17 protein-coding genes and 8 pseudogenes are annotated in these 21561 nt (G+C 68.2%); 13 read left to right on the forward strand and 12 right to left on the reverse strand.

Features of this window, described 5'->3' with window-relative positions:
• The 3 genes from AB0M27_RS39925 to AB0M27_RS39935 all read left to right on the forward strand — a co-directional run.
• Nucleotides 1-588: SDR family NAD(P)-dependent oxidoreductase (locus AB0M27_RS39925; RefSeq protein WP_365729761.1), on the forward strand; the 588-nt coding region annotated here is incomplete at its 5' end.
• Nucleotides 589-692: 104 nt separating this feature from the next.
• Nucleotides 693-1607 carry an agmatinase gene (gene speB, locus AB0M27_RS39930; protein WP_365729788.1) on the forward strand — a complete coding sequence of 305 codons (915 nt, stop codon included), beginning with the start codon at nt 693-695 and terminating at the stop codon, nt 1605-1607.
• Nucleotides 1607-2482, forward strand: coding sequence for a polysaccharide deacetylase (locus tag AB0M27_RS39935; protein ID WP_365729763.1), 876 nt, complete (start codon nt 1607-1609; stop codon nt 2480-2482). The genes speB and AB0M27_RS39935 overlap by 1 nt, the downstream gene beginning before the upstream one ends.
• Before the next feature lie 336 nt (nt 2483-2818).
• Here the strand turns inward: AB0M27_RS39935 and AB0M27_RS39940 are convergent.
• Nucleotides 2819-3103, reverse strand: a pseudogene (locus AB0M27_RS39940) (alpha/beta hydrolase); the annotation flags it as partial.
• Here AB0M27_RS39940 and AB0M27_RS39945 point away from each other — a divergent pair.
• A pseudogene (locus tag AB0M27_RS39945) lies at nt 3074-3470 on the forward strand (LLM class F420-dependent oxidoreductase); the annotation flags it as partial. The pseudogenes AB0M27_RS39940 and AB0M27_RS39945 sit on opposite strands and share 30 nt — an antisense overlap.
• Before the next feature lie 77 nt (nt 3471-3547).
• Here AB0M27_RS39945 and AB0M27_RS39950 read toward each other — a convergent pair.
• The 5 genes from AB0M27_RS39950 to AB0M27_RS39970 all read right to left on the reverse strand — a co-directional run bounded on the left by AB0M27_RS39950 (nt 3548) and on the right by AB0M27_RS39970 (nt 9265).
• Entirely contained in the window at nt 3548-4702 is a 1155-nt protein-coding gene (locus tag AB0M27_RS39950) for a Gfo/Idh/MocA family oxidoreductase (protein WP_365729764.1), read from the reverse strand.
• A 397-nt stretch (nt 4703-5099) separates the two neighbouring features.
• A complete protein-coding gene (locus AB0M27_RS39955; RefSeq protein ID WP_365729766.1) occupies nt 5100-6317 on the reverse strand; it encodes a cytochrome P450 in 1218 nt (405 codons plus the stop codon).
• A gap of 35 nt (nt 6318-6352) precedes the next feature.
• A complete protein-coding gene (locus AB0M27_RS39960) occupies nt 6353-7729 on the reverse strand; it encodes an FAD-dependent oxidoreductase (protein WP_365729768.1) in 1377 nt (458 codons plus the stop codon).
• Nucleotides 7719-7928, reverse strand: a complete 210-nt coding sequence (locus AB0M27_RS39965) for a ferredoxin (RefSeq protein WP_329594604.1) — start codon at nt 7926-7928, stop codon at nt 7719-7721. Before AB0M27_RS39965 ends, AB0M27_RS39960 begins: the two co-directional genes overlap by 11 nt.
• A 596-nt stretch (nt 7929-8524) precedes the next feature.
• Nucleotides 8525-9265 carry an SDR family oxidoreductase gene (locus AB0M27_RS39970; protein ID WP_365729771.1) on the reverse strand — a complete coding sequence of 247 codons (741 nt, stop codon included), beginning with the start codon at nt 9263-9265 and terminating at the stop codon, nt 8525-8527.
• Nucleotides 9266-10023: 758 nt separating this feature from the next.
• Here AB0M27_RS39970 and AB0M27_RS39975 point away from each other — a divergent pair.
• The 6 genes and pseudogenes from AB0M27_RS39975 to AB0M27_RS40000 form a co-directional block, all read left to right on the forward strand.
• Entirely contained in the window at nt 10024-10467 is a 444-nt protein-coding gene (locus tag AB0M27_RS39975; RefSeq protein ID WP_365729790.1) for a carboxylesterase family protein, read from the forward strand.
• Nucleotides 10434-10856 carry a carboxylesterase family protein gene (locus tag AB0M27_RS39980; RefSeq protein ID WP_365729792.1) on the forward strand — a complete coding sequence of 141 codons (423 nt, stop codon included), beginning with the start codon at nt 10434-10436 and terminating at the stop codon, nt 10854-10856. The genes AB0M27_RS39975 and AB0M27_RS39980 overlap by 34 nt, the downstream gene beginning before the upstream one ends.
• The gene (locus AB0M27_RS39985; protein ID WP_365729794.1) at nt 10741-11220 is read left to right on the forward strand and encodes a hypothetical protein; all 480 of its coding nucleotides are present in this window, start codon (nt 10741-10743) and stop codon (nt 11218-11220) included. Before AB0M27_RS39980 ends, AB0M27_RS39985 begins: the two co-directional genes overlap by 116 nt.
• 412 nt (nt 11221-11632) lie before the next feature.
• Complete coding sequence (locus AB0M27_RS39990) at nt 11633-12040, forward strand: hypothetical protein (RefSeq protein WP_365729773.1); 408 nt, start codon at nt 11633-11635, stop codon at nt 12038-12040.
• A 530-nt stretch (nt 12041-12570) separates the two neighbouring features.
• The gene (locus AB0M27_RS39995) at nt 12571-14469 is read left to right on the forward strand and encodes a lamin tail domain-containing protein (RefSeq protein WP_365729795.1); all 1899 of its coding nucleotides are present in this window, start codon (nt 12571-12573) and stop codon (nt 14467-14469) included.
• Between the two features lie 362 nt (nt 14470-14831).
• Nucleotides 14832-15041 (forward strand): annotated as a pseudogene (locus AB0M27_RS40000) (IS5/IS1182 family transposase); the annotation flags it as partial.
• Between the two features lie 152 nt (nt 15042-15193).
• Here the strand turns inward: AB0M27_RS40000 and AB0M27_RS40005 are convergent.
• Nucleotides 15194-15480 (reverse strand): annotated as a pseudogene (locus tag AB0M27_RS40005) (transposase); the annotation flags it as partial.
• A gap of 29 nt (nt 15481-15509) precedes the next feature.
• On the opposite strand from AB0M27_RS40005, the pseudogene AB0M27_RS40010 reads away from it, so the two are divergent.
• Nucleotides 15510-15617: pseudogene (locus tag AB0M27_RS40010) on the forward strand (dehydrogenase); the annotation flags it as partial.
• A gap of 12 nt (nt 15618-15629) precedes the next feature.
• Here the strand turns inward: AB0M27_RS40010 and AB0M27_RS40015 are convergent.
• Nucleotides 15630-15884, reverse strand: a pseudogene (locus AB0M27_RS40015) (transcriptional regulator); the annotation flags it as partial.
• A gap of 309 nt (nt 15885-16193) precedes the next feature.
• On the opposite strand from AB0M27_RS40015, the gene AB0M27_RS40020 reads away from it, so the two are divergent.
• Nucleotides 16194-17879, forward strand: a complete 1686-nt coding sequence (locus tag AB0M27_RS40020) for a SpoIIE family protein phosphatase (RefSeq protein WP_365729774.1) — start codon at nt 16194-16196, stop codon at nt 17877-17879.
• Nucleotides 17880-18000: 121 nt separating this feature from the next.
• On the opposite strand, the gene AB0M27_RS40025 is transcribed toward AB0M27_RS40020, so the two are convergent.
• The gene (locus AB0M27_RS40025; protein WP_365729776.1) at nt 18001-18831 is read right to left on the reverse strand and encodes an oxidoreductase; all 831 of its coding nucleotides are present in this window, start codon (nt 18829-18831) and stop codon (nt 18001-18003) included.
• Nucleotides 18832-19196: 365 nt separating this feature from the next.
• Here AB0M27_RS40025 and AB0M27_RS40030 point away from each other — a divergent pair, with 365 nt between their 5' ends.
• The gene (locus AB0M27_RS40030; protein WP_365729778.1) at nt 19197-20081 is read left to right on the forward strand and encodes a LysR family transcriptional regulator; all 885 of its coding nucleotides are present in this window, start codon (nt 19197-19199) and stop codon (nt 20079-20081) included.
• Between the two features lie 96 nt (nt 20082-20177).
• Here AB0M27_RS40030 and AB0M27_RS40035 read toward each other — a convergent pair.
• From AB0M27_RS40035 to AB0M27_RS40045, 3 genes and pseudogenes are all read right to left on the reverse strand, one after another.
• Nucleotides 20178-20396: pseudogene (locus AB0M27_RS40035) on the reverse strand (transposase); the annotation flags it as partial.
• Between the two features lie 32 nt (nt 20397-20428).
• Nucleotides 20429-20728, reverse strand: a pseudogene (locus AB0M27_RS40040) (transposase family protein); the annotation flags it as partial.
• Nucleotides 20729-20838: 110 nt separating this feature from the next.
• Nucleotides 20839-21561 (reverse strand): group II intron maturase-specific domain-containing protein (locus tag AB0M27_RS40045; protein WP_365729786.1); only part of this gene is annotated, 723 nt, incomplete at its 5' end.

The following is a 21561-nucleotide window of genomic DNA, read 5'->3' on the forward strand; positions in this document are numbered from 1 at the left end:
GATGTCAGCGACCGGAATCAGGTGCAGGAACTGGTGGCCAGGATCGAGGAGCAACTCGGTGCGGTAGACGTACTCGTCGCCAACCACGCCTACATGTCCATGGGCGCATTCCTCGAGAGTGACCTCGACGACTGGTGGAAGGTGATTGACACCAATCTGGGAGGTACCTTCCATCTCATCCAATCCGTCCTCCCCGGGATGCGCAGGAGCGGAGGGGGACGCATCGTCGTCGTGGCCAGCGAATGGGGTGTCACGGGCTGGCCGGGGGCGACGGCGTACGCGGCCTCGAAGGCCGGTCTCATCTCCCTCGTCAAAACTCTCGGCCGCGAGCTCGCCCCCGAAGCGATCATCGTCAACGCCGTCGCCCCCGGCGTCACCGACACGCAGCAACTGAGGGTCGACGCCGACGACGCAGGACTGAGCCTGGAACAGATGCGCGCCAGCTACGCCGCCGGCATTCCGCTGGGACGGATAGCTCGGCCCGAGGAGATCGCCGACGTAGTTGCGATGCTGTCCGACTTCCGCATCTCGGCCATGGTCGGACAGGTAGTTCAGGCCAACGGCGGCTCCACCCGGACCCGGGCCTGAGCCCCGCATGAGCCGTCCTACAGGGAAACCAGAAACGAAGGAAGGCAACTTTGACTGAGCAACACGTGCGGTACGCCAATGGGGTGGTCGGCCAGGTGGACGGGATGCACGCTCCGCGGTACGCGGGCCTGACCACGTTCGCACGGCTGCCGCGCTTGGAGGACGTCGAGACCTATGACGTGGCCGTGGTCGGTCTCCCGTTCGACAGCGGGGTGACCTACCGGCCGGGGGCGCGGTTCGGCCCGTCCCACATTCGGCAGGCCTCGCGGTTGTTGCGCCCGTACAACCCCGCCCTGGATGCGGAGCCCTTCCGCGAGGCCCAGGTCGTCGACGCCGGAGACATCGTCTGCAACCCCTTCGACATCACCGAAGCTCTCCAGCAGATCGAACGGGGACTCCTGCCACTCATCGGCGACGGTCGACCGGTTCTCGTCCTGGGAGGGGACCACACGGTGGCGCTCCCAGCGCTTCGGGCGATCAACTCCGTCCACGGACCCGTCGCGCTCGTGCATTTTGATGCACATCTGGACACGTGGGACACCTACTTCGGTGCCCCCTGCACACATGGCACCCCGTTCCGGCGCGCATCTGAAGAAGGGCTGCTGGTCAAGGGCAACTCCGCCCATGTCGGTATCCGCGGCTCGCTGTATGACCGCAAAGATCTACTCGATGACGCCGACCTCGGATTCACCATCGTGCACTGCCGCGACATCGAAAGAATCGGCGTCGAGGGAATTGTCCAGCGTGTGCTCGACCGCGTGGGTGATGCCTCGGTTTATGTGTCGATTGACATTGACGTGCTCGATCCGGCATTTGCCCCGGCGACCGGAACCCCTGAAGGCGGGGGCATGACCACCCGCGAACTTCTGGCAGTGCTGCGCGGCATGAGCGAACTACCGCTCGTAGGAGCCGACATCGTCGAGGTGGCGCCCGCCTATGACCACGCAGAAATCACTGCGGTCGCGGCGGCGAACCTCGCGTACGAATTGGTGACCATCATGACGACAGGGAAACATTGATGAGCAGGCCCGCAGACCCGGTGACGTGGCCGGAGGGTAAAACCGCCGCCGCCACCTTCAGTTTCGATATCGACGCCGAATCGGCTGTACTGTGGCAGGCGCCGCACGTCGCCGACCGCATGAGCGTCATGAGCCACCAAGCATACGGCCCGCTTGTCGGAATTCCGAGGCTGCTCGGGCTGCTGGAAAAGCACCGAATCCGATCCACCTTCTTCGTGCCCGGGTACACAGCGCACCGGTATCCGGGTGTGGTGCGCGACATCGTCGCGGCGGGACACGAAATCGGACATCACGGTTACTTGCATGAGCAACCCACCGGTATCAGTGCCGAGGAAGAAGCCGCTGTACTCGACCGGGGGCTTGACGCGCTCCAAGAGGTCGCGGGCATCAGGCCTGTCGGGTATCGCGCCCCTATGTGTGAACTTTCCTGGCACAGTGCCGCGCTGCTGGACGCGCGGGGTTTTCTGTACGATGCGAGTCTGATGGACGCGGACGTCCCCTACGAATTGGCGATCACTCCCGGGTCAAGCCGATCCATAGTGGAAATTCCCATGCAGTGGGCGCTCGACGATTGGGAGCAGTACTGCTACCTGCCCGATATTTACGGCAGCGGCCTGATCGAGACACCTGCCAAGGCAAGGGAGCTATGGCAGGCCGAATTCGAGGGCCTGCGCGTGGCGGGTGGATGCTGGGTGCTGACCAACCACCCGTTCCTCTCTGGTCGCCCGTCCCGCGCTCAGCAGCTCGACGAATTGATGGAGCACGTCCTGGGCTGTGCCGATGTGTGGGTGGCATCGATGGAGGAAATCGCGCGCCACATACGCGGACTCAGCCTTGCCCCACGGTCTATCGAGTTCCCCGCGGACCTGTCCTGAGCAGACCGTCGCACCGGCAGGCCGTCCTGCCGGTGGCAAGACGGGGCGACCGCCGGTGATGCCGCTGGCACCCCTGGCCGTGGGGACGTCAACCGGCCCGCACCCAGCACCGGGTTGACCGCGGGTCATACCGGAGCCGAAGGTGCCGGAGCGCCCACGTCCCGGGATACGGCCGGTCGGCTGGTCGGTGCCGCCCGGGCCCGCTGTGCAGGGTTCAGAGGCCGGTGTTGGCAGCGGGGACGCTGCGCACTCCAGGTCGGCATGGCGGCCGGGGGTGCGGGCCGGCAGTGTGCCGGGGGTGAGGTAGGCGGCGATGGACGCGTCCACACGAGTGTTGCTGCCCGGGGTCGCACCGTCGCTGGTGCCGCCCAGCACGCTGATAAGCGCCGAGTGCGTGAACCGCGCCCGCACTTCGAGGCTGCCCTCGAACGGTGTCGCCGCGTCCAGCGGCTCGCCGATCAGGAGTGCGGCGGCCACCTTCGAGCCGTTCACGTCAGTGCCGGCCTCGGCACCCCAGGTCCGGCAGGGCGCGTTGAACCAAGTGGTGCCCCAGGTGGTGGCCGGGGCCGGGGCCGCGGTGGCCTCGGTCGCGCCATCCCCTATCTGGTCACGCCCGAACATACCGCCCAGGCCCGCGAGATCCTCGGCGAGGGCCCGCTGCTCGCCCCGGAGCTGAACGTGGTCCTGGAGACCGACCCGGCCCGGGCCCGCGCCCTGGCCCGCGACGCCCTCGCCATGTACCTCACCCTGCCGAACTACACCAACAACTTCCTGCGGCACGGTTTCCGAGGCCGACCTGGCCGAGGGCGGCAGCGACCGCCTGATCGACGCGGTCTTCGCCTGGGGCGACGAGGACCGCATCCGCGACCGCATCGACACCTTCCACCAGACAGGCGGGGACCACGTGGCCCTCCAGGTGCTCACCGGTACCCACAGGGACAAGCTCCCGAGGGAGGAATGGCGCAGGCTCGCTTCTCTATTGGGATAGCGGCCTCGGGGAACACCGGAACCGTGGTCATCCTCGCCGAGGGCGAAACGGTCGAGCGACCTGACTCACTTCGGGGCCTACGAGCCTTGCTCTGCGAGTGTGACCTTCCGGCCCGCGCGCGCCGCCTCTCGGATCCGCTCCAGCATGCGGTGTCGCCGGACGGCGTGCCGGAAGTCGGGAACGCCGTCCTCATCTGGCGCGAGGTTCCCGGTGATCTGGTCGCGCAGAAGCGCGTACTCGTGGGCGACGTTGCAGGCGGGCTCGGTGGATCGCTCGGTCCATTGCGTCAGTGACCGCTGATAGCGGGCGGGAACCGGTAGCTCGGCCAACATGCCGTCCTCCCCCCGGGCTCCGTTGAGCCGCAGCCCCCCGTACCACCACTGAGCCTGGTCGGCCTTCACAACGAGATCGCCGTCCGTGCCGTTGATCTCCCAGTGAAACGCGGTGGCGCGTGACGTCCCACCGCGGATGTGCATCGCGGCTACGGCCCCCGACTCCAGCACCCCGGTGACGGCGATCTGGTCCTCTGCAGTCTTGGCCGCGACCGCCCCGCTCGTGACGTGGGTGACCTCCGGGCGCAGGTTCTCGATGTGCGCCGACACCTCGCGGAACTCCCCCAGCACCATGGTCAGCGCGTCGACCGAGTGCCCGAAGGGGATCGACAGCAGCGTGGCGCCGCTCGTGCCGTCCAGCACGTACGCATAGTTGTCGTCGTAGGTGGCGCCGCCGATCCAGCCCGACCCGAGCATGCTGGTCGACAGCACCCGCCCCACGTAGCCGTCGGCGACCAGGTCCCGCAGGTACCGGAGCGGCGGAGCCGACCGGGCCTGCAGGCCGACGGCCGTGAGCACACCCCTGCGGTGCGCGAGGTTGGACAGTTCCTCGGCCTGCGCGAGGTCGACACCGAGCGGCCATTCGCTGAACACCATCTTTCCCGCTTCCAGCGCGGGTCTGATGAGTTCCAGGTGATGAGGAACCTTCACCGTCACCACCACGAGATCGACTTCCTCACTGCGGGCCAGCTCCTCCGCGCTGCCGTAGGCCAGCGGCACTGCGTACTTCTCGCCGGCCGCACGCGCGGATTCGGCGCTGCTGGCGCTCAGCGCCCGCAACTCGTATCCATCGAGCTCGGCCAGTGCCGGCACATGGGCGGTGGCCGCCCACCCGCCGCTCGCACTCAGACCTACGACACCGACGCGGATCGGCTCCCGATGAGGGGAAGTGGACGTCATGTGCACCCCAGCGTTCGCGGTCACCGGCTCTCTCATCTCAAAACGGCCCATGGGCATGGAGGACACGGTCTGAGCAACACGGTCAGCTACATGTCGGTTGGCTTGCCGTTCGTTATGGCGGCACCTCACTCGGCGAGTTCGCTCCGCCGCGCCCTGCCCTGCGGCTCATCGGCGCCTCCGACCCGGCCGAGGAGCAACCGAACGAACGACCGGCGCTGCTCTACATTGCATCCTGGGTCAGGGACAGCAGACCGGGGCCTACATGCTCCGGCACGCGATCGCCTGCTTCGCCACCGTCAGCGAGATTTGGCTGCCGTCTACCAGCGCGCCCGCGACTGAGCAGTTCGTCCCGCGTGCCGCCTCGGTTCCATCGCCACGGCGAGGCGGTTCACAGCGTCTACGGCGACGGGGCCAGCTCGATGGAAAGGTGCCGGGGGCCGCGCAGCACGGCGCTGTGCCGGTAGGGGGGAGGGTCTTCGACCAGGGTTGCGGTGGTGAGATGGGGAAGGAGTGCTCCCAGGGCGATCTGGGCTTCGACCCGGGCGAGGGGTGCGCCGTAACAGATGTGGACGCCGCTGCCGAATCCGAGGTGCTGGTTGTCCCGGCGGGTGAGGTCGAACCGGTCGGGGTCGCGGAACCGCTTGGGGTCACGGTTGGCCGAGGCCAGCGCGAGCACCACGGGTACGCCCTTGGGGATGGTCGTGCCCGCGACGTCGACGTGGGCGAGGGGCGTGCGGTCCAGCAAATGGACCGGGGGCTCGTAGCGCAGCAGTTCTTCCACTGTGCCGGGAAGCAGGTCGGGTTCGCGGCGCAGGCGCTCCAGTTGGTCGGGGTGGCGCAGCAGGGTGAGTACGCCGTTGGTGATCAGATTGACCGTGGTCTCGTGTCCGGCGACGAGCAGCAGCACTGCGGTGGCCCCCAGTTCCTCGCGGGTGAGCCCTCCGGCCGGGTCGGGGTCGTTGACGAACGCGGACAGCATGTCGTCACCCGGGCGGCTGCGGCGCTGTTCGGCGAGGTCCACCAGGTAGCGGCCCATCTGCGCCCGGGCCTGGTTGCCGGCCCGTTGGCGCATGGCGAGGTCCTCGCCGGGCCGGATGTCGCCGGAGTCGATGATGGCGCTGGACCACTCGCGGAAGGTCGGCTCGTCCTCGCGCGGTACACCGAGGAGTCGGCAGATGGCGGTGACGGGCAGGGGGTAGGCGAAGTCGTCGACGATGTCGACTCGCGTACGGCCCTGGAGCGACTCGATCAGTTCGTCGGTGATCCGGGTGATTTCGTCTCGCATCGCGTCGATCCGGCCCGGACTGTGCGGGGGACCGAACGGCCGTGTGGCCAGGCTGCGCAGCCTGTGGTGTTCGGGGTCGTCGAGCCGGATGAAAGGGTGGGGCTCTTCCTCTTCCGCTGGCAGGCCGCTGTAGGTGCCGGCGCGGTTGCGGCGGTCGGAGCTGAGCCGTGGGTTGTGGAACAGGGCGACGATGTCGTAGTACCCGCCGACCAGGTAGCTGCCGTCCGTCTGCCGCGCGACGCCCGCCTCGCGGAGTTCCGCGTACAGCGGGTAGGGGTCGGGGCGGTTGGCGTAGTCGGTGATCCGCTCCAGCAGGGTGTCGACAGCCATCGACGGGCTCCTCGTGACAGGGAAGGACGGAAGGGTCAGCCAGTGGGCCGGACCACGGTCAGTCGGCGGTCCGGCAGGTGACCGGTCAGCGCGACGGTGGGGCCGTGGGACAGTCCCTTCGAATCCGGCACGTCGGATGGGAGCGCGAATTCGGTCACCAGCGGGTGGCCGTCGGCCGCGCCGGGCGCGGGCGGGAACGGGGCGGCGGTCTCGATCAGGCCCTGGTAGTACTCCAGCCACTTGGCCATGTTGACGGTGACGGCGGCAGTGATGCGGCCCCGGTAGCCATAGACCGCCACCAGACGGCGTTCACTGAGTGAGCCCTGGGCGATGACCACCTGGTCGGAGTAGGTGGGGACGCCCACGGACTTGATGTTGACCCCGAACTGGCTCGACCAGAAGACCGGAACCGCGAGGTGGGGGCGCCGCGGCGGCCCGGGACTGACCATGTTGTGGGCGGCCACCTCGGCCTGCGCGACCGCGTTGCCCCAGTGCTCCAGGGAGAGCATCTGGTAGTCGAAGAGCGGGTGGGGGAAGCGGGAGACGTCGCCGGCCACGAAGACGTCGTCGGTGACGATCCCGTACATGTCGAAGGCCCGGCACCCCGCATCACAGGCGACCCCGTGCGGGCCCGCCGCCAGCCCGGAATCCGCCAGCCACTCGACGTTGCGGACCGCACCCATGGCGATGACGCACACGTCCGCGTCGATGTGGCTGCCGTCGGAGAGGTCGGCTCCGGTGAACCGCCCGCTGTCGTTCCCGCACAGCGCGGTGACCGTCACTCCGCAGCGCAGGTCCACGCCGTGGGTCCGCTGCAGGCCGGCTGCGAGCCTCGCCAGTGTGCCGCCGAGGGCGCCCACCAGCGGTGCGGTGCCGCGTTCCGCGACCGTGACCTCGATGCCCCGCTCCCGGCAGGCCGAGGCGATCTCCGAGCCGGTGAAGCCCGCGCCGATGACCAGCACCCGGCGCGGCCCGGCGGCCAGCCGTTCGGCCAGGCACCCGGCGTCGTCACGAGTGCGCAGGGTGAAGACCCCGTCCAGGGCAGCCTGCTCTCGTTGGGGCCAGGGGCGCGCCCGGGTTCCGGTGGCGATCAGCAGCCGGTCGTAGGGCAGGCACTCGCCGTCGGCCAACAGGACCTGACGGCCGACCGGGTCGAGCCCGGTGGCACGCACTCCGAGCCGCCAGTCGGCGTCCGGGTCGCGGCGCATCGGCAGCCCGGTGGTGTCCGCCGCCGACATGCCGAGCAAAACCTGCTTGGACAGCGGCGGCCTGTCGTAGGGCGGGTGGGGCTCGTCCCCGACCACGGTCAGCGAGCCGGTGAAACCCTCCTCGCGCAGCGTCTCGGCAGCCCGCAACCCGGCCAGCGACGCGCCGACGATGACGATGGGGCCCTCCCGAAGGTCACCGGGCACCGGCGATCACCGCCTCACCCACGAGGATCGCCTGGACCGGGCACGCCGCAGCGGCCTGGCGCACGCGCTCCAGCTGCTCGTCCGGGACTTCCTGGCGGTACAGCAGCGCTTCCTCGCCATGCAGCTCGAACATCTCAGGTGCGAGAAACACGCACTGCGCGTACGCCTGGCAGCGGGTGAGGTCCACGACGAGCCGCATCCCGAGCCTCTCCCTCCGTCGCCTTGAGCTCCCTGTCTCTTTCTAGGCTCGGAATGCGCCAGGCGCTCGCCCGGCTACTCCGTCGGGACCAGATCCAGCGGGTAAGGGCGTTGAAGAACGCGCAGGTGGGCCGGAACGAGGCTGTGATCGGGCACCGGGAACGGGAGGTGCCGTGAAAGAGATCAGTGTGGGGAGCATCGGCGCCAGCCCGACAGCGGGTACACGATCACACAGCGCTCTACCATCACGTCAGCCTCGCCCAGACCGGCCCTGACCGCATGCCGAAGAATGCAGACCGACAGTGACCGGCATGGCCACCGGATGCTTGGGCAGCGACCATCGTCCCGCCTGCTGCTGCCGTAACTACACCGCGTCAACTGCTCACGCCAGGATCAGAAACAGCTTCTTTACGGGTCGGGGCAGCCGTCGCCGAACCGAGCACCCGGGGAACTTCGCCTCGAGCCCGAACGGGCCGCTCTCGGGCATCGAGCCGCTGCTCGTGGTGTGAGCCTCTCCCGTCGGGCACGCCGACCAGTCCATGGACGTCATGGGCATGGGTGTCGGGTTTGGCATGTCCATCGCGACCCAGCCCGGAGTCAGCCGATCGCGAGCTGTCCGCCGCGTGCCTCGAGAACCGCGCCGGTGATGTAGCTGGCGCGGGAAGAGGCAAGGAACACAACCGCTTCCGCGATTTCTTCAGGCGCTGCGACCCGCCCCAGTACGGTGGTTCGCCCGATCACCTGGAGGGTTTCACCTCCCATCTCCTCCGTCCCGGGGGTATAGACCGGGCCCGGGGCCACGGCGTTCACGCGGACGCCCTGGGCACCGAACTCGTCAGCCCATACTCGGGTGAGAAGTTCGAGTGCAGCTTTGGACGCCCCGTAAGCGCCCGTTCCCCGCACCGGCGTGGTAGCCGCCGCCGTGCTCACACTCACGATGGCGCCACGCCCCCGCGCAGCCATTCCCGGGGCGAGGGCACCGACCAGGAGCACCGGCGCGCGTGAGTTGACGGCCATCTGAGCGTCGAACATCTCGGCGGTGGTGTCCGGCGTACTGGCGAACCGGTAGATACCGGCGTTGTTGATCAGAATGTCCACTTCGCCTGCTTCAGCGGCAAGACGCAGGACATCTTCAGAGCTGCTCAGATCCGCAGCAACGAACCGAGCCTTCCCGCCTGCGGCGGCGATCTCTTTGACGGTCTCAGCACCTCGCTGCTCGTCCCGCCCATGGACGATGACCGAGGCCCCCAACGCTGCCAGGCGAAGGGCGATGGCCCGGCCGATGCCAGCGGTGGCACCGGTGACAAGAGCGGTGGATCCGTCCAGTTCTGCAGCCATGGAAAGCTCCTCCAAGCCGAGAGGAACGACATGCTGTCGGTTGTTCCTCGTGTAAGTGATGATCCTGATGGTTCATTCCATGGCGGGGACGGATCCACGCCGGGCCGATCGTTGATCATGCAGCCCGGGGCCGTGGCCCACGTGGTCTCGGGAGGCCGGTGAGCTCGCCTTCGCCGATCACGTCCGCGGGCGACTGGCGCGTCGCACTGCTCGTGGAGATCGACGGGTGCGCTGCGTCCAGACCGGTGACGGCGAATGACTGGTCGAGCACATCGGTGAGGCCACTGTGGCGCCGTTCAGCAGCCGGCTGGACCGCGGTGTCCGTCTCGCCCTGTTCCCGGCTCAGCCGTAGGGTGCGAGGTCCTCGCGGCCATCGCCTTCCTCGTCATGCTCGGGCGCGTCCGAGTTACGAAAGCGCCGCAGAGCGGCAGCCGCGGGGGTGGAGGCGCCACCCGCCGTCGGGCCTGCCACTGCCCCGGCCCTGACTGCGGCTCAGCCTTCCGGGTACCCGGCCGACGAGGGTGACGGCCCCGCTCGGGCGCCTGGTCACGTTCACCGCACCCACTCGTACTCGTCGTCCGCGTCCCATCCGGCGTCGTGGTCACCGTCGAGCAGATCGTTGATCTCGTCCTCAGTGAGGACGTCGCGCACATCGTCCATGGCCATCATGATGCCGACCTGGCCCCCGGCCTTCATGCGGCCTGGCCGAAGCCCGCCGCGGCCGGGGGATCCCGTATGCCGCGTCGCCGGTCGCTGAGCTGCGTTTCGCACCGCCGCAGCGGCACCCGGGGTGGACCGGGGTGCGGGAGGCGGTGCAGGCCGGACCGGCCGTCCCGCAGGCGGCCTCCCGGTTGGAGCAGGTGATGGGGCACCGCGTGCCGGACTGGAACGAGTACGGCGGCCTGACCGTCAACGTCCACACTCCGCTGCACGCGCTGGCCGGTGGTGAGCCGCGCCCGGTCCTGGTCTGCTGGCACGGGGGCGGATTCACCAGCGGCTCGGGCGGCTGGGACTGGTACGACGAGGGCCGCCTCGCCGCCCTCGGCGACATCGTGGTCGTCACCGCCAATTACCGGGTGGGCCCGCTCGGCTACCTGTACCTGCCGCAGATCAGCGCCGCCGATCTCCGCGGGACCAGGGCGCCCTGCTGCGCTGGGTCAAGGACGACATCGCCTCCTTCGGCGGCGACCCGCGCGACGTGACGGTCGGCGGACAGTCCGCCGGAGCGTACTCCGCCCTGTCGCTTGCGCTCGATCCGCAGACGACCGGACTCGTCGACCGGGTGCTGCTGGAAAGCGGCCCCTTCGGCCTGACGCCCCAGGACCCGTCTTCGGCCGATCCCCAGGAGTCGTCAGACCCTGGCATCATCGGCGGGTTACTGTACGGACACGCCCCACGGCCGGCTGAGGAGGAATCCTGTGCCATCGCCCTGCGACCCCCAGCACGCTCCCGTCGGCGATGTCGGCGCAGCGCTCATGATGATCGACTCTCGGCTCAAAGCCGTGTACGACGAGAAGACCCACACCGATCCCGAACAACAAGCGCTGACCGACCAGTTCGCCGCGTCCTTGGGCCCCAGTGGAGTCGATGACATGCTGGACGGCGCGTGCACGCTCATCTACATGTTCATGCAGTGGCTGCGGATGGCCTACGAGGACCACGACAAGGACGTCATTGAGTGCGTGGTGCCCAACCTCGTGGCCACGTTGCGCATGATGCCCAAGAGCGTGCGTCCCGAGGCCATCCCCACCATGGCCGGCCTGCTCATCGCTGCAGGCACCGGCCTGAGTCCCAGCCTGTGGCGCAAGCAGTACGGATACTGGACCAAGGACGAGATGAACCCCCTGGAAGCCACCGCCTTCCTGCTCGCGGAACACATCAACCGACTCACCGACGACCGCGACTTCGCCACCCGCCTGATCACCGAGGCTCTGTCCAGTGCGGACGAAGGCTGACGTACCCCCCAGGTGATCAACCTTCCGGGGCAAACGGCCAAGATTCCGTGGCACGGAACACATGCTGTGGCCGGGGCGACCAAGTTACTTCCCGACGAGCACGACGTCGACGACGGCTATGTCACCGCACCCTGGCCCTCGGGAGCGTGCGAGGCGGTGTACCCCGTTTACCTGTCAGGACCTCAAGATCACCCCATCGTCGACCACCGTCGTCCGTCCGCGGTGGTTGCGCTTCGCGGTGGCAACGCCGTCGCGCCGCGTCCGACGAAGCGGAAGCCAGCCCGGCTTCCTGGGCATGGACCGAAAGTGGACAGTGTTCGCTAGTCCGGATTGAGGGGTCGGCCGCACGTCTCGCACGCGAAAGCATGGTCTACCTCACCAGACCAACCGCATTCTGGACACGAGGAGAAACGTGGTTCGCAAAAGCCTTGTTCGGCGGCTTGCCTGGGTGGCTTCCATTGCCGCGCTTACGACCCTCGGGCTCGTCGGCACCGCCGAGGCGAACGACACCGGATCCTCGCTGCCGACCGCAACGCACTGGTACATGACGCCGAATCCCGGCAACGATTGCGCTCTCAACATCCGCAACTCGGCAAGCACCAGCGGCACCATCGTCGGCCATCTGCCGAATTGCAGCCAGGGCGCCTGGTGTTGGTACCAGACATCCGACTGCGGTCCAACCGTCACGGGCGGCTCCTACACGTGCAATTACGCAGACGGAAGTAGCGGACTGCACAGCAATGTGTGGGTGCGCGTGACCGATAAGAACGGAAAGCTCGCCTACGTGGCCAGGTGGTGCGGTTTCGCTCAGCAATTGTAGAGTCCCCCGGCCCATGCGCAGCCGGGAACCTGCATTCCGGCGGACAGGACGGCCCTGACGGCGGGGTGTCGGTCAAAGTAGAGGCAGTGCAGCCCGCCCCATCGAGGCCCATGGCTGTCCGAGTGCACTCGGCGGTGGGCACCGTTGCGATGCTCTCGCGGCCGGAGCGGGAACACGGTGGTACTGTGCCGGCTGCGGCGACGGGTGCTGCGCAGGCGGACGTCCCTGCTGGCGGCGCGGGAGACTTGGGTGTCGAACGGCAGGGCCAGGTGGGCAGGGCGGTGCACCGTTGTGTCGGACGGTGCAGTCCAGGGCGGTGTTCTTGACCGTTTTCGGCGGTGCCGTCGCGTCGCAAGGTGGCGATGTGCGCCTGGCGTTCCGATGGCTAGCAGGTGGCATTCCGCTGGAGTACACGCTGTTTCAAGATCGTGTCGCCAGAGTTCCGCCTCGTGCCTACCTCACACTCGCGTGCCGGCGTCGCCTCTGTATGCGCCGCGGCTTTGACGCTTTCAGGACTGTTCGTGACGGGAATGGTTGCCGCTCAGCCTGCGGCTGCCGCGGACCCGGCTGGCTACCAGAATGTTCGGATCAACGAGGTCACCTCGTCGAACAGCGACACGGTGGAGCTGTACAACACCGGCTCGATGGCAGTGAGCATCAGTGGCTGGAAGATGTCCGACGACAGCTTCTCACCGCAGACGTTCAGCCCGTCCTCCAGCACGATCCCGGCAGGCGGCTTCGTCACCTTCAACTCGCCCAAGGGGCTCGGTGATTCGGACAAGCTGGTCATCTACACGGCCAGCGGCGTGGTGGTCGACCGCGTTGAGTGGGCCACCAACGGGGCGAAGCCGGCGATGGCGCGTTGCGGCGGCGACGGCACCGGGGGGTGGGTGACCACGACCGCGGCGTCCACGTTCGGCGCCTCGAACGCCTCGGGCTGCCCGTCGTCGATACCGGCGGCGAGCCGGGTGCGGATCAACGAGGTCACCTCGGACGGCACGGACACCGTGGAGCTGTACAACGACGGAACGAGCGCAGTCAGCATCGGGTCGTGGAAGTACGTCGACAATGACACCACCCACTCCCCGGTCTCGATCTCGTCCACCTCGCCGAGCGCGACCAGCATCCCCGCGGGAGGCTACGTCACGTTCAGCTCCACCCTCGGTCTGGGCGACAACGACTCGGTCTTCCTCCTCGACAGCAACGGCAACACCGTCGACTCGGTGACCTGGGCGACCGATGGCGCCAAGCCGTCGGACGAGCGCTGCGCCAACGGCACCGGCTGGTTCCAGACCTCCACGACCGCGACGCTCGGCAGCGCGAACTCCTGCTCGGGCAGCGGCGGTGGCGGTGGTACCGGCGGTGGTGGCGGTCAGCTGCTGGGGGGCGGTGGCTCGCTCACCAGCGGCTGCACCCCCGAGGCGCCCTCCGGTACGGGTCCCACCCCGGCGGGCACCCTGGCGTGGCCGGGCGGGCTGGACGTCACGATCGCCGACAACGTCTGCGCGTTCACCACGTCCACCGGCCCTGAGGGACGGGACCTGAGCGGCCTGGCGTTCGACCCGGCGAACCCGTCGGTGCTGTGGGCCGCCAAGAACAAGAACTGGCTGTACAAGCTGGTCAAGAGCAACGGCAAGTGGATCCCGGACGCGTCATGGAGCGCGACCGGCAAGCAGATCCGTTTCGCCGGCGGCACCGGCCAGCCGGACTCCGAGGGGCTGACGGTCGGCGCCAACGGCCACATCTACGTGACCTCCGAGCGTGACAACACCAACAACTCGGTCCCCAAGGACACGATCATGGAGTTCGACCCGGCCGCGACCGGATCGACGCTGACGCCGATCCAGCAGTGGGACATGACCTCGCAGTTCCCGCAGCTCAACACCGGCAGCAAGGACGACGCCAACCTGGGCTTCGAGGGCGTCGGCTACGTACCGGACAGCTGGCTGACCGCGAACGGCTGGGTCGACCCGCTCACCGGCGCCGCCTACAACCCTGCGAACTACCCGCTTCACGGGTCGGGCCTGTTCTTCGCCGGCCTGGAGTGGGACGGCACGCTGCATGTCTACGGCCTGAACTCCGACGGCACGTTCACCACGTTCGGCACGATCGCGACCGGCAAGGTCTCCGTGATGGATGTGACGTTCGACGCCGGAACCCAGCGCATCATCGCGACCTGCGACAACACCTGCGGCGAGACGCACACCTTCATGAAGGTCAACGCCGGCCGCGCGATCGTTCCGGACGTGACCTACACGAACCCGGCCGTCATGCCGACCGACAATTTGGAGGGCTTCGCGATCGCGCCGACGTCGACCTGCGTCAACGGATTCCGCGAGGCGGTCTGGAGCGACGACGGCATCTACGGCTTCGGCTCCGGAAGCTCTTCCTACGGACACGCTATCTACAGCGGCACCTTCCCCTGCTGATCCTGCCGACCGCGGGAGACGGCTCACGCACAGGGCCGCCTCCAAGGTGAGGCGCCCAAGCAGTACGCAGCGATGAAGCTCCCGGCAGACGGGGTGACGACCAAGACCACCCGCTGACTACCAGGAGCTTCGTCGTGCGTGTCCCGAAACCGCCTTCCGCCTGTAGACGCCGGACGCGGCTCGCGGTCGGGACGTGTTTCGGTAGTACGGCTGTCAGTCCCTTGACTGCAGGGCACAAACAGGGGTGAGCAGGGGCGCCTTGGAATCAGCCAGGAGCGAGGGGCCCAAACGGACCTCCGTCCGTCGTCGCCAGGCACAAGCATCGCGGTAATTAGTCACCAGCCTCAACATTCCCAGGGAACGGCGTGGTGATCCTCGCCGCGAGCGCGCACGACAACGAGGCCGGCATCGCCCTGCTGGACCAGGCGGCCGAACGATGCGGGATGCGCCTGGAAAAGGTCCTCGTCGACCAGGGCTTCAAAGACGCCGTGATCATCCACGGGGCGGTGAAAGACATCACCGTCGAGGTGGTCCGCCGCAACCCCGACGACAAGGGGAAGGGGTTCGTCCCGCCGAGCAGCACTGTTTCTTCCCGGAGCGGTTCACTTTGGGGCAGTGGCTGACGGACTGGCTCGACGGCAATCGAGCCTTCCCCGAGCCGCCGCCGTTGACGGACTGTCCTGACTGCCAGACCGAGGGGGCGTGCTGTGGAGAGTCGGCGGTGGCAGATGAGGGCCGCCGCGATATCCGTGAATGCCAGGAAGTGTTCAGGCTTGCGCTCATAGCGACGGTGCAGGCGCCGGCACCGGCCAACCAGGCCACGGTTCGCTCCACGACCCAGCGGCACCGGCCCAACCGTTGCGAGGAGTCGATGCCTTTGCGAGCGATGCGGGGGGTGACACCGCGCTCGCGGAGCCATCGCCGCAGGTGGTCGTAGTCGTAGCCCTTGTCACCGTGGAGTTTCGTCGGCCGCCTCCGGCGAGGCCCCTTCCGCGAGCGGACAGGCGGAATGCCCCGGACTTCTCGATCAAGGACCCGTCATGACGAGCTTCGCCCCCGTCGGCGCCGGCCCCGGTCTCGGGCTGGCCAGCGCCCGGCGATTCGGAGCCGTCGGCCACGCCGTCGCTCTCCTCTCCCGCGGTGCTCAGCGCCGCAGGGCGTCAGCTGTCCGAGGTAGTGGTGCGCGGCATCTGCTCTTCGAACTGGGTCTGAGCGTTGGCTGCCCAGGCGGCGAGGAGCTGGAGTGCGTCGTGGTCGGGTGTGCCAGGGGCAGCACTGAAGGCGTGGACGGTCAGTCCGGGAAGCACAGGGAGTTCCATCGCGTCGAAGTCCAGGGTGATGAAGCCGACGACGGGGTGGCGGAAGGCCTTGCGGCCGGTGTGGTGCAGGCGCACGTTGTGCTTGGCTCAAGCGGAAGCATCAGGAAGTACGGGAGGACCATGGTCATGATTCTCTGAGCGGATTGACGGTCGCGTAGGTCGGGTCCGTTCGGCATCGGGGGCGGCCCGTCCCGACGCGATGTGTGGTGCGTAGCCGCGCCGGGCCCGAGCGCGGCCGCCCCGAGCAAGAGGAACGGAAGATCGGACGGCGCCCCGCGAATTCGCAGTGTCCGATCTGCCGCACCGTGGCGCCTGTGCACCTGCAAGCATCACCCGTGTCCCAAGGGGAACCCCGAATGAGCAGGGCGTGGCCAGCACATTTGCTCCGGTGAGGGGAGGCAGGCCATGACGGGCCACACTGGCTCTCAGGGGGCGGTTGTCAAGGCTCTGGACGCCCTCGGAACGGGTGCTTACCTGGCGGACGAGCGGGGCTCGATCGTCGCCGTCAACACCCGCGGCGAACAGCTCCTGGGCCGTTCCGCCTCGGATCTGGTCGGCCAGGACGCCCACGACCTGCTGCATCGCAACAGCTGCGGGGAACCCGTGCCGAGGGCCCAGTGCCGGATGAGGGAGAGCATCCTGGCCGGGCGCACGGAGCAGGGCGACGACGTGTGGCTCGAGCGCGGCGATGGCACGCTCCTGCGGGTGGCGTGGCTGGCCACTCCCTGCGGCGTCGGCATCCGACCGTCGGCCACGCTCGTCCTCTTTCACTCCTCTGGACGCTCCGGACGGCCCGCCCAGCGGCCACCGGCCGGCGGGCGGCTGTCGGAGCTGGAGAGGCTCGCGCTGCTCGCCGAGACGACCACCCTGCTCACCTCCACCCTGGACATCCACGAGGCGTTGCGCCGTCTGATTGGCCTTGTCGTGCCCCGCCTCGCCGACTGGGCCGTCATCGATCTGATCGGTGAGCGGGACGATGTGTGGCGCTTCGCCGTCGCCCATGCCGAGGGCGGCACCGTGGTGTTCCGGGAGGACCTCCAGGGGCCCATGCCGCCCGTGCCACAGGAGTCCCCGATGCCGCTGTCCCGCGCCCTGCGCGGCGTCGCGTCCTCCCTCGCCGGGCCGGAGACCTATCAGGGCCCGCCCGATTCCGGCATCGCGCTGGAACAACAGCGCCTGTTCGAGACGACCGGCATGCACTCGGCAGTCCTGGTTCCCCTCCGCAGCCTGCACGCCGTACTGGGCGCCCTCACCCTCGGGCGCGCCGACCAGCCCGAACGGTTCACCGGTAGTGACATCGTCCTGCTGGAGGACATCGCCCGCCGCGCCAGCCTCGCCCTGGAGAACGCCCGCCTCTACCAGCGACAGCGCAAGGTCGCCGAGACCATGCAGCGCCATCTGCTGCCGAAGCTCCCGTGCACCGCCAACCTCGGCATGACCGCCCGCTACCTGCCCGCGCCGGACGCCTCTCAGGTCGGCGGCGACTGGTACGACGCGTTCACCTTGCCGGACGGCGCAACCGCCCTCGCCATCGGCGACGTCGTCGGCCACGACCTGGACGCGGCGGCCGGCATGGCCCAGCTGCGCAACATGCTCCGCGCGTACGCCCTGTCCCAGCAGAAGCCGCCGAGCAAGATCGTGGAATGGCTCGACGAGGCGATCCTGGACATCGCGGAGGTCTCCATGGCCACGATGATCTTCGCTCGCATGACGGAGAACGACGCCGGCCAGTGCGAGCTGTCCTGGACCAATGCGGGCCATCCACCTCCGCTGCTCGTCACCCACGAGGGTGCGGCCCGCTATCTGACCGACGGCCACGGGATCCTGCTGGGCGTCGCGCCCGAACAGGTCCGCCCCGACGCGACGGTGGACCTGCCGCCCGAAGCGACCCTGCTCCTCTACACCGATGGCCTCATCGAGTCCCCCGGCCACGTCCTGGACGAGGGCCTGAACCGCCTGCGCCGGCATGCCGCGTCCCTGGCTCACCGCCCCCTGGAGTCCTTCACGGATCACCTGCTGGCACGGGCGCGCCCACCGGACAACGACGACGACGTGGCCCTGCTGGCCGTTCGGCACATGCCACCCTGCTGATCAACACGTGGGCCCTGCAGCGCGTTGCCGGTCCCGGCGGGGAGGAAGCCGTGCAATGTGCCGCCCCGGTGGTGGGGCGGCACGGCGGGACATGGTCTGCCGCCCGACGCATCCGCGCGGGTCAGTCGTGGTCGGTCGTGACGGCGACGTGCCGCCAGGCGTCCATTTCCTTCTTGACGCCGGCCAGCTTGGCCTCGAAGGCCTGGACGGTGTCGCTACCCAGTTGCAGGCGCAGCGGGGGCTCGGCGGCCGCAGCCATCTCGACAATGGCCTTGGCGCCCTTGACCGGGTCGCCGGGCTGGGCGTGATTGATCCCCGGGACGGCATCGCGCATCGCGCCGGAAGTGGCCGCGTAGTCGTCGATCACGTGGACGCCCGTGGCCAGGCTGCTCGGGTCGAGGAAGTCGGTGCGGAAGAAGCCCGGCTCCACAATCGTCACATGCACGCCCAGCGGGGCGAGCTCGGCATGGAGCGCCTCGGTGAAACCCTCTACGGCGAACTTGGTTGACGCGTAGACGCCCCACCCCGCAAAACTAACGAAGCCGGCGATGGCGCCGATGTTGATCACGTGACCGGAGCGCTGGCGGCGCAGGACTGGCAGGACGGCGCGCTGCACGGCAAGCACCCCGAAGACGTTCGTCTCGTAGACCGCGCGGATCGCGTCGGCGTCGGCCTCCTCCACCGCGGCGAGCAGACCACTGCCGGCGTTGTTGACCAGAACGTCGATGCGGCCGAAGCGCTGAACGGCGGCGTTTACGGCGGCCTCGATCTGGCTCTGATCGGTTACGTCCAGCGGTACCGCCAGCAGGGCATCGCCGGCGTCGGGGAACTGCCTGCTGACGCTTTCCGCGCTGCGGGCGGTCGCCACGACCTGGTGGCCTGCGGCCAGTGCCACGCGGGTGATCTCTGCGCCAAGGCCACGGGACGAACCTGTCACAAACCACACACTCATCGATTACTCCTTCAATGCTCTCCGGCTCCATGGCCAGCGGTTCTTGGATGCCGGCACCGCGGCCTCCTTGGGTGTTGCACCGGGGCGGGTTGTCCGTCCCCGGACAGGACATTCAGACAAGCAACCTTCTGGAGAAGCCATTTCCCTAGAAGATTTTGAAAAATAAACTATGTCGGCTGGGGGCGACCTTGACGCCGGGAAAGTCGAACATGACGGTGCGCTTTCACATGTGCGGCGGAGCCGACTGACGCTCCGATTCCAAGGACAAGCGATTGCTTGAACGCTTAACACAATCGCTGGCAGCAACGGTCGAAGTCCAACAAAAGTCGCAGACCGCTCCCATCTCTCTGAGAGATACTTGGGGGGTGGAACTGCGCCAGCTCGAGCACTTCGTCGCCGTCGCAGAGGAAGCGAACTTCACGCGTGCAGCCGCACGGCTGCACGTCGTCCAGTCCGCGGTCTCCGCCACGATCAAGAGCCTCGAGCGAGAACTCGGCACGCCGCTGCTGGACCGCAACTCCAAACGCGTGCTGCTCACCGACGCCGGTGCTGCCCTGCTCCCACGCGCCCATGCCGCTCTCGACGTCGCCCGAGAGGCCGTGGACGCGGTGGCCGAGGTCCGCGGAGGACTGCGCGGCACACTGCGGCTGGGCACGATGATCTCGGTTGGACTCATCGACCTTCCCGCGCTCCTCGGCGAGTTCCACCGGCGTCATCCCGGCGTGCTACTGCAGACCAGCGCCGCCCCCACCGGCTCCCAGGGCCTGATCGACGCCCTCCTCGAACGGCGGCTGGACCTCGCCTTCGTTTCCCTGCCTGGACCGCGCCCAGCAGGCATTACGCTGACCGACCTCACCGCCTCGGTGCTCGATCTCGTCGTGCCAGCCGACCATCCGCTCGCGAAACGCCGCACCGTGCGGATCGCCGACCTGGCCGGCCTGGACTTCGTCGACTGCCCCCTGGGCTACGGCAACCGGACCGTTGCGGATCGGGCCTTCGCCGCCGCCTCCGTGACCCGCCGCGTCGCCATCGAGATCACCGAACTCGACACCGGCGTGACTTACGTCCGCAACGGCCTGGGCGTGGCGCTGCTGCCACGGTTCGCCCTCGGCAAGGCGGAGAACGTCGCCACGCTGACCGTCGACGACGCCGACCTGGACTGGCCGATGTCCCTGGCCGTTCCGTCCGAGCGCACGCCCAGTGCCGCGGCACGTGCCATGATCGCGATGGCGTGCGAGTTCCTCCCCTGAGCGACGGCCACTCGGTGATCTCGTTTTGAGCCATGCGGTGAGTTCTGTGGGCAGGGCGGTCTCGTCGGTTTCTGACTCGATCGGGTGGAGGGGGGCCTTGGCGAGGAGTTCGCGGCCCAAGTAGCGGCGGGTCTCGGTCCATTCGTCGTTCTGCCCGGCCAGGACCTTCCCGACCAGGCGGATCAGGGCTGCACGGTCGGGGAAGATGCCGATCACGTCGGTGCGGCGGCGGATCTGCTTGTTCAACCGTTCCTGCGGGTTGTCGGACCAGATCTGCCGCCAGATCCCACGCGGGAAGGCGGTGAAGGCCAGCAGCTTCCCGTACACCACTTCCTTGGACGCAACCGACTGCGGTCCCGGACCGGGATGAGCGTGCCGTCCACGATCCACATCCGCTCCGGGGCATCAGCCGAGCGAGAAACCGGCTCGAGCGCGAGCAGTGGCCCCAGCCGCTGGATCACCCGGCACACCGTGGAGGAGGAGACGCCGAACAGCGGGCCCAACTGCCGCATGGTCAAGTTCGTGCGGTAGTACACCGTGACCATCAGGACCCGCTCGGCCAACGGCAACGACCACGGCCGACCTCGCAGAGTGCCGTTGCCTCCCCGCTCCCGCACCACCTTCAACAGACCCGAAAACTGCGTCATCCGCAGCCCCGTGAACGTCTCCACCCACACCCGGTCAGCCTCTAACAGTCGGGTCGCCCGGGGGAATCTCACCCCCGGGCTCCCACGGAACCGTACGTGACAGTCTCCCGTCATACGGCTCTTGTCGTTCTGGACCTCGCCCCTGCCGGGGCCGCCCAGGTCCAGTGAGCGAAGTACTTCGGGCGCAACGTGTGGCCTCGGGCCAGCCGTTGCAGGGCTTGTTTCATCCCGACCCGGTACTTCTTGTGAATCCACCGCAGCAAGTAGGTGTTGATGCGGTCGAACAGCGGATACAGCGCCGAGCGGTAGAAGCGCCCGTAGTAGTTCATCCATCCCCGAACCACCGGATTGACCGTCCGGGCCAGATCGGATGACTCCTGCGCCGTGTGCCGGTGCAGCCTCCAGGACCGCACCGCCCTGCTCAGCCTCTTCAGGGCTTGGTTACTGATCGCGGGCAGGAACGCGGTGAACATCACCCCGTGTCTGTCCTTGGCTCCTCGCGGCCGGAACGTGAACCCCAGGAACGTGAACTCGGTGACCGGAAACCGGCCCCGACGGTTGTCGTCCTTACAGTACACGATCCTGGTCTTGTCCGGATGCAGCTCCAGACCGACCTCGGCCATCCTGGACCGCAGCGCGGCCAGGACACGTTCCGCTTCCGCCAGGGTGCGGCAGTGCACCACCGCATCATCGGCGTAACGCTCGAACGGGCAGCCCGGGTACTCCCGGACCAGCCACGTGTCGAGTAGGGTCGGGGACTGGCGCGGTGGATGAGTCTCCGTTTCCAGTCCCCGCCGCTTCAAACCGGACATGCGGTTCTCCCGCATCCGGCT

It is taken from the genome of Streptomyces sp. NPDC052107, from assembly GCF_040680215.1.
Lineage (GTDB): Bacteria > Actinomycetota > Actinomycetes > Streptomycetales > Streptomycetaceae > Streptomyces.

Bases quoted from the DNA above. Each gene is read 5' to 3' on its own strand.
- speB (WP_365729788.1), top strand. From the start codon at position 693: ATGCACGCTCCGCGGTACGCGGGCCTGACCACGTTCGCACGGCTGCCG.
- AB0M27_RS39935 (WP_365729763.1), top strand. From the start codon at position 1,607: ATGAGCAGGCCCGCAGACCCGGTGACGTGGCCGGAGGGTAAAACCGCC.
- AB0M27_RS39950 (WP_365729764.1), bottom strand. From the start codon at position 4,702: ATGACGTCCACTTCCCCTCATCGGGAGCCGATCCGCGTCGGTGTCGTA.
- AB0M27_RS39955 (WP_365729766.1), bottom strand. From the start codon at position 6,317: ATGGCTGTCGACACCCTGCTGGAGCGGATCACCGACTACGCCAACCGC.
- AB0M27_RS39965 (WP_329594604.1), bottom strand. From the start codon at position 7,928: ATGCGGCTCGTCGTGGACCTCACCCGCTGCCAGGCGTACGCGCAGTGC.
- AB0M27_RS39970 (WP_365729771.1), bottom strand. From the start codon at position 9,265: ATGGCTGCAGAACTGGACGGATCCACCGCTCTTGTCACCGGTGCCACC.
- AB0M27_RS39985 (WP_365729794.1), top strand. From the start codon at position 10,741: ATGATGATCGACTCTCGGCTCAAAGCCGTGTACGACGAGAAGACCCAC.
- AB0M27_RS39995 (WP_365729795.1), top strand. From the start codon at position 12,571: ATGGTTGCCGCTCAGCCTGCGGCTGCCGCGGACCCGGCTGGCTACCAG.
- AB0M27_RS40020 (WP_365729774.1), top strand. From the start codon at position 16,194: ATGACGGGCCACACTGGCTCTCAGGGGGCGGTTGTCAAGGCTCTGGAC.
- AB0M27_RS40025 (WP_365729776.1), bottom strand. From the start codon at position 18,831: ATGAGTGTGTGGTTTGTGACAGGTTCGTCCCGTGGCCTTGGCGCAGAG.